The sequence below is a fragment of the Bacillus sp. HSf4 genome (assembly GCF_029537375.1).
Taxonomy (GTDB): domain Bacteria; phylum Bacillota; class Bacilli; order Bacillales; family Bacillaceae; genus Bacillus; species Bacillus sonorensis_A.
The window spans coordinates 2,541,865-2,556,320 of record NZ_CP120679.1 but is presented as its reverse complement, the minus strand read 5'-3'; the positions used below and the strand labels follow the sequence as shown (position 1 = coordinate 2,556,320).

Sequence of the window (14,456 nt, the reverse complement as noted above, 5' to 3'; positions counted from 1 at the left end):
AGAAAGAATGGACAGAACATAAAAATAGAATCCTTAGTACTGGTGGTTAAAACATGAGAAAATACGAATATATTTCAAATGAAATGAGGAGGCGGATTCAGGAGGAATGCTATCCGGTCGATCAGCCCATACCTGATGAGCTTTCTCTCGCCAAAGAATTTTCCTGCAGCAGAATGACGATGAAAAGGGCTCTCGACATTCTCGTTTCAGAAGGTATGCTGTACCGCAAACGGGGGCACGGCACCTTTATTGTGAAATCATCCATTCAGGATCTCCCCGTCAGCGTGACGGATCGTGAAAACCTTGGGTTGACAAAACTTCTCGCCAACAAACAGATCGAAAGCCGCATCATTCAGTTTGATGTTGAGTTTCCGTCGCCGGAAGTGGCTGATCGATTATCAATCGAAAAGAGCGTTCCGGTGTATCACATCATCAGGCTCCGGAAGGTCGAAGGCGAACCGTATGTCATTGAAGAAACATACATGCCTTCCAACGTGATTCGAGAATTAAACGAAGATGTGCTTCACAGCTCTGTTTATCGGCATATCACGGAAACGCTGAAATTGACAATCGCCGGCTCCCACCGGAAAATCAGGGCGGATAAGCCGACGGAACTGGACCGCAAATATCTGGAATGCGCTGCCGACGATCCGGTGCTTGAAGTCGAACAGGTCGCATTTTTAAATACGGGGGAGCCGTTTGAATATTCTTTTGCAAGACATCGCTATGATAAATTTGTGTTTTCCAGCGTTCATATTCGGAAATGATCAAAACTGCATGAGTAGGAGTGTTTGCATAGCCATAACAAAAGGATCGATTTTTTTAAAAAATCGATCCTTTATTTTGCACTGCTTGTCCCGTAAGACACTTGTTGAGATATGGAATCAATCACGAGAGGGGGCGGCACTAACAAATATAAAATTCGTAGGTTTGTCTGTTTTGTTAAACCAGTTGTGAGGTTTGGTTGATTCTATATGGATGCTGTCCCCGGGGAAAAGATCGTATTCTACGTCATCAAAAATGATCGTCATCATGCCTTCGATGACGTAAATAAATTCCTGCCCTTCATGAGAAAAAGGTATGCCTCTTTTATCACCAGGCATCAGGGTAACGAAAATGGGCACAAACAAGGGGTTCGATACATTGCCGGATAGATCCGAATAGGTAAAGGATGTCTTATGTTCAACTTGTCTGTCAGAAGCTCGTCTAATCATGTTTTTGTCAATTTGTATATTGTCGGGAAAGAAATAACTGGGACTGACCCCGAGAGCTTCAGATATTTTTCGTAAGGAAAGCAATGTAATGGAACATAGAGAACGTTCTACCTGGGATATGAAGCTGATCGATAAGCCTGTTTTTTCGGAGACTTCCTTCAATGTCATTTTTTTCTCTTTGCGGAGCCTTTTAATTAAATGTCCTACATCTGAATCCATTTTTTACCCCCAAAAAATAAGCTGCTGGTCTGTTCAACATTACAGAGATCCGGGTTCAAAAAACTTTGTCAAAAGAAATCGTCTGTAATATGTTCTCACGAAGCAGTTGTCGACCCGATTTGTTTCATTTTATAATTTAACCACTGCTTAAAAGAATCCATTTTTAATTATTCTTAATTTTAACATGTCGACCTTGGAAAGTGAAGTTATCTCATTTTTACCTCTCATATTTAAAAACAACTGTGACCAAAGATATGCTTTAAGAAAAATCATTAAATGATTGAATTTTTAGAAAATGAAAAGTATAATAACATCAACACTTAAAATTTAAGTGACACTTAAAAATTTAATTTGTTTTAAAATATGGACTTTAGGAGGTGAAGTTATTTTATTAGCGTTTCCTTCTATCTATTATTTTTAGTCTAAAATTTAATTGTCACTTAAATTTTTAAATGTTGATTTTAGTGTCCGTTCAATTCATGGATAAGGTATCACTGTGATGGCTAACCGTTTTTATTTTCTCTGCATCAAATTAAAGCGTTTACAAAGGGAGATGGATGATATGCAGAGAGAGGTTCTTTACATGATAAGGGGGACTTTAAATGAAAAATACTTTGTCGGCAGGACAACTTATGGCTATCGGTCTGATGTTATTTGCGATGTTTCTCGGGGCCGGTAACACCATATTCGCACCAATGGTCGGTCAACTTGCAGGAACGAACACATGGATTGCGATGTCAGGGTTTTTGATTACAGGTGTCGGACTTGTCTTATTAGCCATTATCGCATTAGCCATCTCGGGAGGTACGGTAGAGAAGCTTGCGTCAAGAGTACATCCAAAGTTCGGGATGATATTTTCGATCGCTCTTTTTTTAACCTTAGGACCCATCTACGTCATTCCAAGAACGACATCAGTCGTATATGAGATATCGGTAAACCCTGTCATCACTGAGAGGGTTCAATCAAATCATGCTTTCTTATTTCTGTTTTCTTTTCTGTTTATTCTCATGACTGTTTTGCTTTCTCTTAACCCAAGTAAGTTTGTCGATCGGCTGGGGAAAATGATAACGCCTATATTTGTTACGCTTTTAATCATCTTAATCGTCAAGTCATTGATGACCCCAATGGGGAGCTTTGGTGAACCGAAAGAACCGTATATACAAGATACGTTTTTTAAAGGGTTTGTTCAAGGATATTATACAATGGATGTTCTTGCCGCGTTTACATTCGGAGGAATTTTCATCAAATCGATTCAAAATGTGGGAGTTGAAGGGAAAAAAGAAATATCCGTTGTTTTTATGAAAGCAGGAATGATAACGGTCGTTGGCTTGGTGCTTTTGCAGTTATCTTTAGCCTGGATAGGAGGATCGAGTGTTGAGGCGATTGGATATGCCAGCAATGGCGGAGAAGTGTTGGCAAAAAGTGCAATCCATTTGTTTGGATATGGCGGAGTATTTTTAATAGGGACTGTTATATTTTTAACCGGAATCACAACAAACATAGCATGTTTATCATCAGTAGCAGAATATTTTAATAGAATCTACCCGAAAGTTTCTTACAAAAAATGGGTAGTGCTCTTAGCTGTTGTTAGTTTAATCATTACCAATTTTGGTTTGAACACAATACTTGAGTTAGCGTCGCCAATTCTCCTTCTTTTATATCCAATAGCGATTACGTTAATTGTTCTTTCCTTCATCAATAATCTATTCAAAGGTTATCAATCCGTATATATCGGTTCAATTATTGGCAGTGGATTTGTCGCATTGTTAGATGCTTTAAAAGAAGCAAATATTTTTGCGGATTTTATTAGTCAAACCTTTTCCTTCATCCCGCTGTTTCATATCGGGGCGGGATGGATCGTAACTGGACTGATTGGAGCTGTTATCGGTATGATTACCGCTGTTTTGAATAAATCGGAAGAAAGAAAGCTTGATATAGGGAATGAAGAAGTGTCCTGATATCGTTCATTTAAGATTGTAACCGTCTAACGATCATTCCGGTTTCATCCCGTATTCATCAAGTATAAATTGAGGTGTTTCCAATGAAAGAAGATGAAATGATTATATGCAGGTGTGAAGAAGTCAGTTTCAAGGAATTGGAGACTACAGCCGCCAGGTATAAATGCTCGTCCAGGGAATTAAAGCTTCGTACGAGGGCGGGCATGGGCTATTGCGGCGGAAGAACATGCCGGACTATTGTCGATCAAATAGCGGCGGCAGCGAATCATCAAAATCCGACATGTGTATCATTGAAATATCAGCCGCCTATACGACCGGTTAGCTTTAAAAATTTAGGAGGGGAAGATCGATGACGCGCAGAATCTCAAACCACCCTATACTCGGAAAAATTAAGGATGATCATGATGTTTCCTTTACATTTAATCATAAGGTCTACAAAGGGCTGGAAAATGAATCTTTGGCAGCGGCACTTTTAGCCAATGGAATTCGCACGCTTCGACATCACGAAAAGAGCGGGTCACCAAGAGGTATCTATTGTAATATTGGCCATTGTTATGAGTGTAGAGTATCGGTAGACGGTCAACAGGGGATCCGGGCATGTCTTACACCTCTTAAAGAGGGAATGGTTGTTGAAAGCAGCGGCGGACTGCAACCAGCCAGTAAAGGAGATGGAGGACTGGGAAATGGATAATGCGATGATTATAGGCGCCGGACCTGCAGGTTTAACAGCGGCAGTGACTTGTGCAGAAAATGGAGTGGATGTTGTCGTCATTGATGAATATATGAAAGCTGGCGGCAGGTTGCTCGGACAGCTTTATGAAGAACCGAATGGGTCTTGGTGGAATGGGATGAAAGAATCAGCTGCATTATATGAAAAAGCTGTGAAGCTTGGCGTGACATTTCATTTAAATGTAGCGGTACATCATATCGAGAAATCAAATGGACGCTGGGTTGTTTATACGGAAAAACAAACATTTTATACCAATCATTTGTTGTTAGCAACCGGTGCAGCCGAATCCCCTCTACCTGTACCCGGTTGGACATTACCCGGCGTTATGTCGGTTGGGGCCGCACAGGTGATGACAAATGTTCATCGGATCAAGCCCGGGGAGCGCGGGGTGATAATCGGTGTGAATGTTCTCTCGGCTGCCATTGCTATGGAATTACAACTAGCTGGCGTAGAGATCGCTTGTCTCACTTTACCAAAGATGAACGGTATGACAAAGGGTGCCGGTCATCCAGGAGAAGTCATGGATTCACTTCTTCATGTCTCCCATATGGCTCCGTCTCGACTTGTTCGCTATGGCAGCAAATTCATGAAGAATGATTTTATGAAAAAATTGGGCGTTCAGTTATACCCTAAAAAAGGAGTGAAGATGTGGGGCATTCCCATTCAACTTCGAAAAGCTGTCATCGAGATTTATGGCGAGAATAAAGTGGAAGGCGTGACAATAGCAACAATTAATGCCGATGGGGAAGTCGTTTATGGCAGTGAGGAACAGATTGAAGTGGATTTCGTTTGTATTGCCGGAGGTTTATACCCATTAGCTGAATTAGCGGCAGTTGCAGGTTGTCCATTTTATTTAGTGGAAGAACTGGGAGGCTATGTCCCTTTACATAATGAAAGGATGGAAAGCCCTTTAGAAGGACTGTATGTTGCGGGAAACATTACGGGTATTGAAGGAGCAAAGGTTGCTGCTGCACAGGGGAAAACGGCAGGTTTATCAATTGCACACCGCGCCGGAAAGAAAGGATTGGATATGGAGATTCAAGATTCTATTAAAATGACTGAACAGATCAGAAATCGTGCATATATACAATTCCACCCGGAAATAGAGGCCGGAAGAAAGAAAATCTCACAGCAATGGGAAGTTTATCAATCTACTAAAAGAAGTCTAGGAGGCGGGGTCACATGAATAGCACATTTCATCGCGATGTTGTTGTCATCGGGGGTGGAATTATCGGTTCAGCGATCGCTTACTATTGCTCAAAATCCGGTTTGGATATCACGGTTCTCGAAAAAAATGAATTGGCGAGTGGAACATCCTCTAAATGCGATGGAAATATTTTAGCAGTGGATAAGGATCCTGGCTTTGATAGTCAAATGGCTCTAAAAAGTCAACAATTGGTGCATGAATTAAGCCATGAGCTTGAAATCCCATTTGAATATCGGAACCCTGGCAGTGTTTTAGTTTGTGAAAACGACACGGAAATGGAAGCTGCACAAAAATGGGTCCGGCAACAACAAGATGCAGGCCTGGATTTTCGACTGTTGGATCGGGAAGACTTGCGCAATGAATCTCCTTACTTTTCAGACGATCTCCCAGGCGGGCTTGAGTGCAGGACTGATTCGATCGTCAGTCCCTATATGCTCACATACTCGATGATTCACCGTGCCCAACAATTCGGAGCGAAAGTACATACGAATACGGAAGTGAAACAGCTTTATCAAAATCAAGTCAATCAATTTGTCATTGAGACAAATAACGGAACCTTTACAGCGAATAAGGTTGTCAATGCGTGCGGGGTATGGGCTCCGTTTATTGGAGAGATGCTCGGTATAGACATTCCAATAAAGCCGCGTAAAGGTCAGGTCATGGTTGCTTCTAGACAACAGTCTGTTGGATTAAGAAATGTCATGGAATTTGGCTACCTTATTTCAAAATTTGGCGGGGAGAGGAAAGTGGATCCCTTAACTGATCAATACGGAGTTGCATTGGTTTTCGAGCCTACCGAAAGCCAAAACTTTTTAATTGGCAGCAGTCGTCAATTTAATGGATATGACACAAAAGTGAATCATGAAGTGATGAAATGTATCGCCAAAAGAGCTGTTCGTTTTTATCCTAAAATTGCCGATATGACGGTGATCAGAACATACGCGGGATTACGGCCGTGGACCGCTGACCACCTTCCGATTATTTCACATGTTGAAAAGGTGCCGGGATTTTATATAGCAGCGGGACATGAAGGGGACGGCATAAGCTTAGCGGCGATTACAGGTCAAGTCATTTCAGAAATGATCAATGAACATGATACATCGATTCCGATTGAACCACTCCGGTATGACAGATTCAATGTCCATGTCAAGCAGTGATCGTCATGAAGACACCATACCAGAAACAAAAGAACGGAATAAGTCTTCCGCAATTTGCAGGAAAGGATGAAAAAACATGTTAATCTTAAACGCTGATGAACAAAAAAGTTTAGTCAATATGAATGAGATCATTGAATGCGCCGCTGTCGCATTGAAAGAATTTTCAGAAGAAAGAACAATTACACCGATTCGTGCCGCATTACAGTTTGATCATGGTCAAAATACTGCATTGGTCATGCCTTCGGTAGCTGAAGAGCTCAGGACCCTTGGATTAAAAATAGTCACCGTAGCGCCTCATAATAAGACCTTAGGGAAGAAAACGATCAATGGTGTTGTGATGTTGTCAGACTTCAAAACAGGAGAACCAATCGCTCTTTTGGAAGGCTCTTATTTAACGATGATGAGAACAGGCGCCTTATCAGGTGTAGCAACGAAATATTTATCCCGCCAAGATTCAAAAAAGCTATGTATAATCGGTACAGGGGAACAAGCAAAAGGTCTGGTTGAAGCTGTACTCGCTGTTCGAGACATTGAAGAGGTTTTACTTTATAACCGAACAGAACAAAAAGCACAACAATTTAGCGAATATATTAAAAAGAAATTTAATAAACGAGTACGCGTCTATTCAGACCCGGATGAAGCAGTACGTGAAGCTGACATTATTGTAACGACAACAAATTCTACAACACCGGTATTTTCAGAGCCATTAAAACAGGGGGTTCATGTCAATGCAGTAGGTTCATTTAGACCAGCAATGCAAGAGTTGCCATCTCATGTCATGTCTCTAGCCGATAAAGTCGTAGTGGAATCTAGTGAAGCAGCATTAGAGGAGACTGGTGATTTACAAGTTCCGATAAGCGAAGGCGTTTTTAAGCCTGGCGACATCTACGGAGAGCTTGGGCAAATTGTAAGCGGAGAATGCAACGGACGAGTCGATGATCAAGAAATCACTGTTTTTAAATCAGTTGGATTAGCTGTTGTGGATATTGTAGTCGCTCAATATTTTTATCAAAAGGCTATTGAACATAAGGTTGGGATTCATATTCCTTTTTAAGCTGCATAAATGATTTTTCTCCTTTATTTCATATCAAAGTGATCATGTACCGAATGAGCATCTTCCTCTTTTTTGGAGGCGGATGCACATTTTTAGTGTGCGGCAGACCGTTGGCTCCAGGTTCACTTGTCCTTTTATCTCGGGTCACTTTTTCGTGTCCTTGAGAAGATGACGTTTTATCAGGTTTTAATTTTTTCTTTGTAAATAAACTTCCATTTTGTGGTTGGTTGGACGAACCTAGACCGGTGAACGGATTTTGCCGCGGACATGGCATATTAAGAACCGGTCGCTCATAAAATTGACTAAAGAATTAGAAATGAAAGAATATATTGACAATTAATCCAATTTTCATGGTACGATAGAATTGTTATTTGTCCAACAAGCAAAGGGGGAGAATGAATGAAAAAGTGGAAAAGCTTATCATGGTTAGTATTGATGCTGGCGCTTGTCATGGGATTGGCCGCGTGCGGAAGCGACAATGCATCAGGAAATAAGGATGGGGGATCTGCGTCAAAAGGATCAGGAAGCTACAGTCTGCTTACAGGAGGAACCGGCGGTACATATTATCCGCTTGGCGGGCAGTTTGCAAATCTGTGGGAGGATGCGACAGGAGACAAATTTACCACACAGACAACAGGGGCATCGGCTGAAAATATGGCCACTCTGCAAAAAGGGGAAGCTGAAGTCGCTTTTTCTCAGACTGACATTGCCACTTATGCCGTAGAGGGCAAAGAGATGTTTCAAGAAAAAATTGACGGAATCAAAGCGATTGCCGCCCTTTATCCGGAGACGGTGCAGATTGTGACGACAGAAAAAAGCGGGATCGATTCTATTGAAGACTTAAAAGGAAAAACGGTTTCCGTGGGCGCAGCAGGCGCAGGGGTCAACATCAACGCCAAGCAGATTTTGGAGGTCCACGGGCTTACCTTTGACGATATCAAACCGCAAAATCTTTCATTTGAAGAATCAACCGACGGCATCCAGTCCGGTGCGATCGACGCTGCATTTATTACGGCCGGAACGCCTACAGGGGCAGTTGAAGGGCTGTCTGCACAAAATAAAATCAAAATCTTAAACATTGGAGAAGACAAACAGAAAAAGCTGATGGAGAAATATCCGTTTTATGCGAAGGATACGATTAAAAGCGGAACGTACGGGATCGACAAAGATGTGAACACAGTGGCGGTCAAAGCGATGCTTGTTGGGACCGACAAGCTGGATGAAGACACCGTCTACAAGATGACAAAAGCGCTTTTTGAAGCGGATAAAATCAATCATGCAAAGGGCGAGTTTATCAAGCCGGAAACAGCGCTTGAAGGATTGGGCGATATCGAGATCCATCCGGGGGCAGCCAAGTATTACAAAGAAAAAGGGATCGAAAAGCCAAACGAATAACTTTGACCGGGAATCATCCCGAAATCGATAGACCGCTTTTAGGTGAAACGACGGTCTATCGATTTTCTGTTCGGTATGAGGATGTGGAAAAAATAAGAAAAAAGAAGCTGGTGAAAGGGCTGGCCGCATTATCATTTATCTTCATAGCGATTGCAGCATGTTTGATACCATATCAGCCGGCCGTTGTATTCATGAAAGAAGACAGCGGTGATCTCATCGCTTTTCTTCCCCTCCAAAAGAAGAAAAACTTTGATGTGATCTATACGCATTCCATCCACAAAACAAAGGTGGTTGAATCGTATGTATGGGAGAACAAAAAGATCAGACAAACAGCTTTGAGCTATCATGATCCGGCAGTCGGAATGCCGGCGAACGCGGGAGAAGGGGAAAAGCTCGTCATCAAAAACGGCATATACACCATCTCCAATATGAAGCGGACATTCCCATATATCGATATGAGAATCGGGAGAGTCAGGGCGAACCACCGGATCAGGTACAACGGCAAAGTCCATGAATTAAAACGGTATATCCGCCCCGGCTCATGGACAAGGATGTCCGTTCAAAAATTAAATGTCTTGCAACAATTGAGGGGAGTGAAGATAAATGGCTGAGCAAAAGGAGCACATTGCTGAACTTTCTGAAAAAGAGCAGCAGGAACTGCTGGAAAAATACGATCCGGAACAGGGAACGAGAAAGCTGAAGGGATTGGCGGGGGCCATATCATTTATCGGTTTGCTCGCATTTTCATTGTTTCAATTATATACAGCCATTTTCGGGGTCTTTCCGGCTCAAATTCAAAGGTCCGTCCATTTAGGATTTGCGCTCGGTCTGATCTTTCTCTTGTTTCCGGCGACAAAACGCATGCGGAAAACCGGCAAGTTTAAAGTGGCCTGGTATGATTGTCTGTTAGCCGTTATGGGAGCCGGTGTCGGCGCCTACTGGGTCATCAATTATAAAACGATTGTCGGCGGCATCGGCCTGATTACAACCACCGACTTTTATGTCGGTCTTCTGGCTGTCCTTTTGGTATTGGAAGCGACAAGAAGGGCTGTCGGCCTGCCGATTACGATCATCGCCGGCTTGTTTCTTCTTTACGGGCTTTACGGCTCCTATCTGCCGGGGTTTCTGTCTCACAACGGGCTGACTTTGGAAAGGCTTGTCCAAACGATGTATTTTACGACAGAAGGGATCTTGGGAACGCCTCTTGCTGTTTCCTCGACCTTTATCTTCCTGTTTATTTTGTTCGGCGCGTTTCTCGTCCGAACAGGAGTGGGGCAATATTTTAACGATCTTGCCGTTGCCATCGCCGGAAGGAGCACGGGCGGGCCCGCCAAAGTAGCGATCTTCTCCAGCGCCCTTCAAGGAACAATCAGCGGCAGCTCCGTTGCCAATGTCGTCACTTCGGGGTCGTTTACGATTCCGATGATGAAAAAGCTTGGCTATAAAAGGGAGTTTGCCGGTGCCGTTGAAGCGTCCGCATCGACTGGCGGACAGCTGATGCCTCCGATTATGGGGGCGGCCGCCTTTTTAATGGTGGAATTCATCGGCGGCGGGATTACGTATTGGGATATTGCAAAAGCGGCGATGATTCCGGCTGTTCTTTACTTTACAGGCATTTGGATAATGACGCATTTTGAAGCGAAGCGCCTGGGGTTGCGGGGGCTATCAAAAGAAGAGATGCCGAATCGGAAGGAAGTATTTAAAAAGATTTACCTCCTGTTGCCGATCATTTCAGTCGTCTTGCTGCTCATGTCGGGAATCATCGTCATGCATGCCGCGCTGTACTCGATCGTGCTGGCTATTGTTGTCGGTTTTTTCAACAAAGAAACGAGGCTGGGGCTGAAAGGGATTGTGCTCGCTTTGGCTGAAGGGGCGAGAATGGCGCTTTCAGTGGCCGCGGCAACGGCTGCAGCCGGGATTATCGTCGGCGTCGTTACAAAGACGGGGCTCGGGCTTAAGCTGGCAAACGGACTGCTCGACTTGGCGGGCGGCGCATTATTGCCTTCACTCTTTTTGACGATGGTCGCCGCTTTGATCCTCGGAATGGGGTCGCCGACAACGGCGAACTATGTGATCACATCCACGATTGCCGCGCCTGCCTTGATCTTATTGAATGTACCGGATCTGTCGGCCCACCTGTTTGTCTTTTATTTTGGCATTGTGGCGGACATCACCCCGCCTGTTGCCCTGGCCGCTTTTGCGGCGGCGGGCGTTGCGGGAGGGGAGCCGATCAAAACCGGAATCAATTCCGCCAAACTCGCCATCGCCGCTTTTATTATTCCGTATATATTCGTCCTGTCACCGGAGCTTCTCATGATAGATGCCCACTGGTATGAGATCATCTGGGTGATTGTGACCGCATTGTCAGGGATGATTGCCATCGGGGCCGGGATGATCGGCTTCTGGATGAGAAAAGTGTTTTGGTATGAAAGAATATGGGCGGCGCTTAGCGGTCTATTGCTGATTTATCCCGAAGGATATACAGATTTGATCGGGCTCGGAATGTTCGTTCTCCTGTTCGTCCTTCAGCTCATGTGGAAGCGGGACAGAAGCCGCCCGGAAGAAGTTTCGGCTTTAAAAGCGTAAAAAAACAGCCTTCATATTGAAGGCTGTTCAGCATGTCGACAAACCTTCGCATTCGTTGTCAGGCCTGCGCGTCGGTGCTCACGAATTGCAACATTCGCTCCGCTCCGATGCTCGGCCTTCCTAGACTGCAAAGGTTTTCAATCACGCTGAAAGAAGGATGACAAAATCCCAAAACTAAAATCCGTTTTGGGATTTTGTCAACAATCTGAACAGCCTTCATATTTGAAGGCTGTTTTGCTGTATTAAAGCGGCCACCAATGGAAGCCGTCTTTGGCGAGAAGATCGTCGGAAGCTTTAGGACCCATAGAACCTGCTTCATAGTTTGGAGAAAGTGTTTTGTTCTCTTCCCAATGCTGTGAGATCGCATCGACAAAGCTCCAGGAAAGGGCGACTTCATCCCAATGGGCGAAGTTTGTCGCGTCTCCGTGCAGACAGTCCAAAATCAGCTTTTCATAAGCTTCAGGCGTGTTGATCCCGTCGCCGCAATTATGGCAGTAGTCGAGTTTAATCGGCTGTGCAAATGTGCCGCCGCCAAGCTTTCTCGCATTTAAATGAAGGGTGATGCCTTCATCCGGCTGGATATGGATGACCAAAAGGTTTGGATGCATCGTATTTCCGTTTCCGTAGTAAAGGTTCATCGGAATATCTTTAAATTGCACGACGATCTGCGTCGATTTTTTCTGCATTCGTTTACCAGTTCGGATGTAAAACGGCACTCCGGCCCATCTGAAGTTGTCGATCAAGAGTTTTCCTGCAACGAATGTCTCCGTATTGGAGTCTTTCGCCACATTTTGCTCATCGCGATAGGCGGGAACCTGCTTGTCATCAATCACACCTGCATCATACTGCCCGCGCACGAAAAATTGATCGACTTCGTCCTTTTGAACCGGGCGGAGGGCTCTGAACACCTTGACTTTTTCGCTGCGGATTTCTTCGGTATTCAGCTTGATTGGCGGTTCCATCGCAAGAAGCGCCACCATCTGAAGAATATGGTTTTGCACCATGTCTCTCAGCGCACCCGATTTTTCATAATACCTCGCCCTGTCTTCAACACCTAAATCTTCGCTAGAAGTAATTTGAATGTTCGAGATGTACCGGTTTGTCCAGAGCGGCTCAAATATCGCATTGGCGAAGCGGATGACCTCGATGTTTTGCACCATTTGCTTGCCAAGGTAGTGGTCGATCCGATAAATCTGGTCTTCCGTAAATGCTTCGCGTATTTCCTGATTCAATGCTTTTGCACTTGGCAGGTCGTGGCCGAACGGTTTTTCGATGACAAGCCGCGACCATCCTGTTGTGGAAGTGACGCCTTCCGATTTTAAAAACTTCGCGATGGTTCCGAAGAATTCAGGCGCCATCGCCAAATAAAACATCCGGTTATTCGGAATATCATATGTACTTTCAAGCTTTTCCAACAGGCTGTTTAATTCCTGATATGAGCCTGGGTTTGTCACATCGAACGGATGGTAGTAAAAGTGAGAGGTGAACTCATCTACATCCTTCTCATTCAACGGAAATTTCGAAATTGACTGCTGAACGGTGTCGCGGAGGTCTTCATTCGTCCACGGGCGTCTGCCAACGCCGACGACAGCAAATTCTTTGCCGATCTGGCCGTTTTCATACAGCCTGTGGATGGATGGATATAGTTTTCGTTTTGCCAAATCCCCTGTTGCGCCAAATATAACGATTACTGCTTTTGGTTGCATTTGATCTTTTTTCAACTAAACGTACCTCACTTTTTCGAGCATAAGTTTATTTTCTTCATTTTAAAGCTAATAATCCTGTAAAGCAAACATTTGAGCTGATTTCATATGAAAAGTTTACCGAAAACAGGCGGGGAATTGTGCTCAGGATCGAGGCTGAATGTACGCTAAAAGGCCTGCATTTCTTTTTTTTTCGACTTCCTGTATGCTTGTAGGTAAGATGTTGATCAGCAACAGGAGGAAAGGATATTGGAATTATTATTTTTAGGAACGGGGGCAGGTATTCCTGCAAAAACAAGAAATGTGACATCTGTCGCACTGAAGCTTTTGGAAGAACGGCGGTCTGTCTGGCTGTTTGATTGCGGGGAAGCCACACAGCATCAAATCTTACATACATCCATTAAACCGAGAAAAATCGAAAAAATCTTTATCACCCATCTTCACGGGGACCATGTATACGGACTGCCGGGCCTCATCAGCAGCCGCTCTTTTCAAGGAGGGGAGAGCCGCCTGACCGTTTACGGGCCGAAAGGAATCAAAACGTTTCTTGAAACCGCGCTCGAAGTCACGGGAACGTATGTCACGTATCCTTTGGTCATCGAGGAGATTGAAGAGGGAACAATCTTTGAAGACGACCAGTTTACCGTAACGGCAAAACGAGTCTCTCACGGAATAGCGGCTTTCGGATACCGGGTGCAGGAAAAGGATATACCCGGGGCTCTTGATGCCGGAGCCTTAAAAGAGATCGGGGTTTCCCCGGGACCGGTCTATCAAAAATTGAAAAACGGTGAAACGGTGACACTGGAAGATGGACGGACAATCCATGGTCCGGACTTTATCGGCCCGCCGAAAAAGGGGCGGATAGTCGCATTTTCCGGAGATACGAAGCCATGTGATAATGTAAGACTGCTGGCGGAGGGAGCTGATGTGCTCGTGCATGAAGCGACATTTGCCAAAGGCGACCGGGAACTGGCCGGTGATTATGATCACAGCACAGCCGAGCAGGCTGCCGAAACGGCCAAAGAAGCCGGCGCCAAGACATTGATTCTTACTCATATCAGCGCCAGATATCAGGGGGAAAGCGTCAGTGAATTGGTCGATGAAGCACGCGAGGTTTTTCCAAACAGCACGGCGGCTTATGACTTTTATGAGTTTGATGTGAACAGATGACAGACGGTGAAAAAAGCTTCTTGTTCCGCTAATCAGGAACTTCAGAAGCTTTTTTTGTTGACA

Annotated in this window: 13 protein-coding genes; 11 read left to right on the top strand and 2 right to left on the bottom strand. The window is 44.4% G+C overall.

What is annotated here, in order from left to right; translation table 11 throughout:
- The first annotated feature begins 53 nt into the window (after positions 1–53).
- Positions 54–767, top strand: coding sequence for a GntR family transcriptional regulator (locus P3X63_RS13180; protein WP_277690999.1), 714 nt, complete (start codon positions 54–56; stop codon positions 765–767).
- A 117-nt stretch (positions 768–884) separates the two neighbouring features.
- On the opposite strand, the gene P3X63_RS13175 is transcribed toward P3X63_RS13180, so the two are convergent.
- Complete coding sequence (locus P3X63_RS13175) at positions 885–1,433, bottom strand: helix-turn-helix domain-containing protein (protein ID WP_026587766.1); 549 nt, start codon at positions 1,431–1,433, stop codon at positions 885–887.
- A gap of 602 nt (positions 1,434–2,035) precedes the next feature.
- Here P3X63_RS13175 and brnQ point away from each other — a divergent pair.
- The 9 genes from brnQ (at position 2,036) to P3X63_RS13130 (ending at position 11,520) form a co-directional block, all read left to right on the top strand.
- Positions 2,036–3,391 (top strand): branched-chain amino acid transport system II carrier protein, encoded by a 1,356-nt coding sequence (gene brnQ / locus P3X63_RS13170; protein ID WP_277690998.1) that lies wholly within the window; start codon positions 2,036–2,038, stop codon positions 3,389–3,391.
- An 83-nt stretch (positions 3,392–3,474) separates the two neighbouring features.
- Positions 3,475–3,744 (top strand): (2Fe-2S)-binding protein, encoded by a 270-nt coding sequence (locus tag P3X63_RS13165; RefSeq protein WP_026587764.1) that lies wholly within the window; start codon positions 3,475–3,477, stop codon positions 3,742–3,744.
- Entirely contained in the window at positions 3,741–4,082 is a 342-nt protein-coding gene (locus P3X63_RS13160) for a (2Fe-2S)-binding protein (protein WP_277690997.1), read from the top strand. The genes P3X63_RS13165 and P3X63_RS13160 overlap by 4 nt, the downstream gene beginning before the upstream one ends.
- Positions 4,075–5,307, top strand: coding sequence for an NAD(P)/FAD-dependent oxidoreductase (locus P3X63_RS13155; RefSeq protein ID WP_277690996.1), 1,233 nt, complete (start codon positions 4,075–4,077; stop codon positions 5,305–5,307). Before P3X63_RS13160 ends, P3X63_RS13155 begins: the two co-directional genes overlap by 8 nt.
- Entirely contained in the window at positions 5,304–6,485 is a 1,182-nt protein-coding gene (locus P3X63_RS13150; protein WP_277690995.1) for an NAD(P)/FAD-dependent oxidoreductase, read from the top strand. The genes P3X63_RS13155 and P3X63_RS13150 overlap by 4 nt, the downstream gene beginning before the upstream one ends.
- A 76-nt stretch (positions 6,486–6,561) precedes the next feature.
- Positions 6,562–7,539, top strand: a complete 978-nt coding sequence (locus P3X63_RS13145) for an ornithine cyclodeaminase family protein (protein ID WP_277690994.1) — start codon at positions 6,562–6,564, stop codon at positions 7,537–7,539.
- A gap of 399 nt (positions 7,540–7,938) precedes the next feature.
- A complete protein-coding gene (locus P3X63_RS13140; protein ID WP_277690993.1) occupies positions 7,939–8,934 on the top strand; it encodes a TAXI family TRAP transporter solute-binding subunit in 996 nt (331 codons plus the stop codon).
- Between the two features lie 83 nt (positions 8,935–9,017).
- Entirely contained in the window at positions 9,018–9,545 is a 528-nt protein-coding gene (locus tag P3X63_RS13135) for a DUF1850 domain-containing protein (protein ID WP_236251139.1), read from the top strand.
- The gene (locus P3X63_RS13130; protein ID WP_026587757.1) at positions 9,538–11,520 is read left to right on the top strand and encodes a TRAP transporter permease; all 1,983 of its coding nucleotides are present in this window, start codon (positions 9,538–9,540) and stop codon (positions 11,518–11,520) included. Before P3X63_RS13135 ends, P3X63_RS13130 begins: the two co-directional genes overlap by 8 nt.
- 242 nt (positions 11,521–11,762) lie before the next feature.
- Here P3X63_RS13130 and zwf read toward each other — a convergent pair whose 3' ends face one another.
- Positions 11,763–13,226 (bottom strand): glucose-6-phosphate dehydrogenase, encoded by a 1,464-nt coding sequence (zwf, locus tag P3X63_RS13125; RefSeq protein WP_035428361.1) that lies wholly within the window; start codon positions 13,224–13,226, stop codon positions 11,763–11,765.
- A 246-nt stretch (positions 13,227–13,472) separates the two neighbouring features.
- Here zwf and rnz point away from each other — a divergent pair, with 246 nt between their 5' ends.
- Entirely contained in the window at positions 13,473–14,393 is a 921-nt protein-coding gene (gene rnz, locus P3X63_RS13120) for a ribonuclease Z (protein WP_026587755.1), read from the top strand.
- Positions 14,394–14,456: the final 63 nt, after the last annotated feature.

What these genes read in the sequence shown, in the direction of transcription:
- P3X63_RS13180 (WP_277690999.1), top strand. Translation starts at nt 54, where the DNA reads ATGAGAAAATACGAATATATTTCAAATGAAATGAGGAGGCGGATTCAG.
- P3X63_RS13175 (WP_026587766.1), bottom strand. Translation starts at nt 1,433, where the DNA reads ATGGATTCAGATGTAGGACATTTAATTAAAAGGCTCCGCAAAGAGAAA.
- brnQ (WP_277690998.1), top strand. Translation starts at nt 2,036, where the DNA reads ATGAAAAATACTTTGTCGGCAGGACAACTTATGGCTATCGGTCTGATG.
- P3X63_RS13165 (WP_026587764.1), top strand. Translation starts at nt 3,475, where the DNA reads ATGAAAGAAGATGAAATGATTATATGCAGGTGTGAAGAAGTCAGTTTC.
- P3X63_RS13160 (WP_277690997.1), top strand. Translation starts at nt 3,741, where the DNA reads ATGACGCGCAGAATCTCAAACCACCCTATACTCGGAAAAATTAAGGAT.
- P3X63_RS13155 (WP_277690996.1), top strand. Translation starts at nt 4,075, where the DNA reads ATGGATAATGCGATGATTATAGGCGCCGGACCTGCAGGTTTAACAGCG.
- P3X63_RS13150 (WP_277690995.1), top strand. Translation starts at nt 5,304, where the DNA reads ATGAATAGCACATTTCATCGCGATGTTGTTGTCATCGGGGGTGGAATT.
- P3X63_RS13145 (WP_277690994.1), top strand. Translation starts at nt 6,562, where the DNA reads ATGTTAATCTTAAACGCTGATGAACAAAAAAGTTTAGTCAATATGAAT.
- P3X63_RS13140 (WP_277690993.1), top strand. Translation starts at nt 7,939, where the DNA reads ATGAAAAAGTGGAAAAGCTTATCATGGTTAGTATTGATGCTGGCGCTT.
- P3X63_RS13130 (WP_026587757.1), top strand. Translation starts at nt 9,538, where the DNA reads ATGGCTGAGCAAAAGGAGCACATTGCTGAACTTTCTGAAAAAGAGCAG.
- zwf (WP_035428361.1), bottom strand. Translation starts at nt 13,226, where the DNA reads ATGCAACCAAAAGCAGTAATCGTTATATTTGGCGCAACAGGGGATTTG.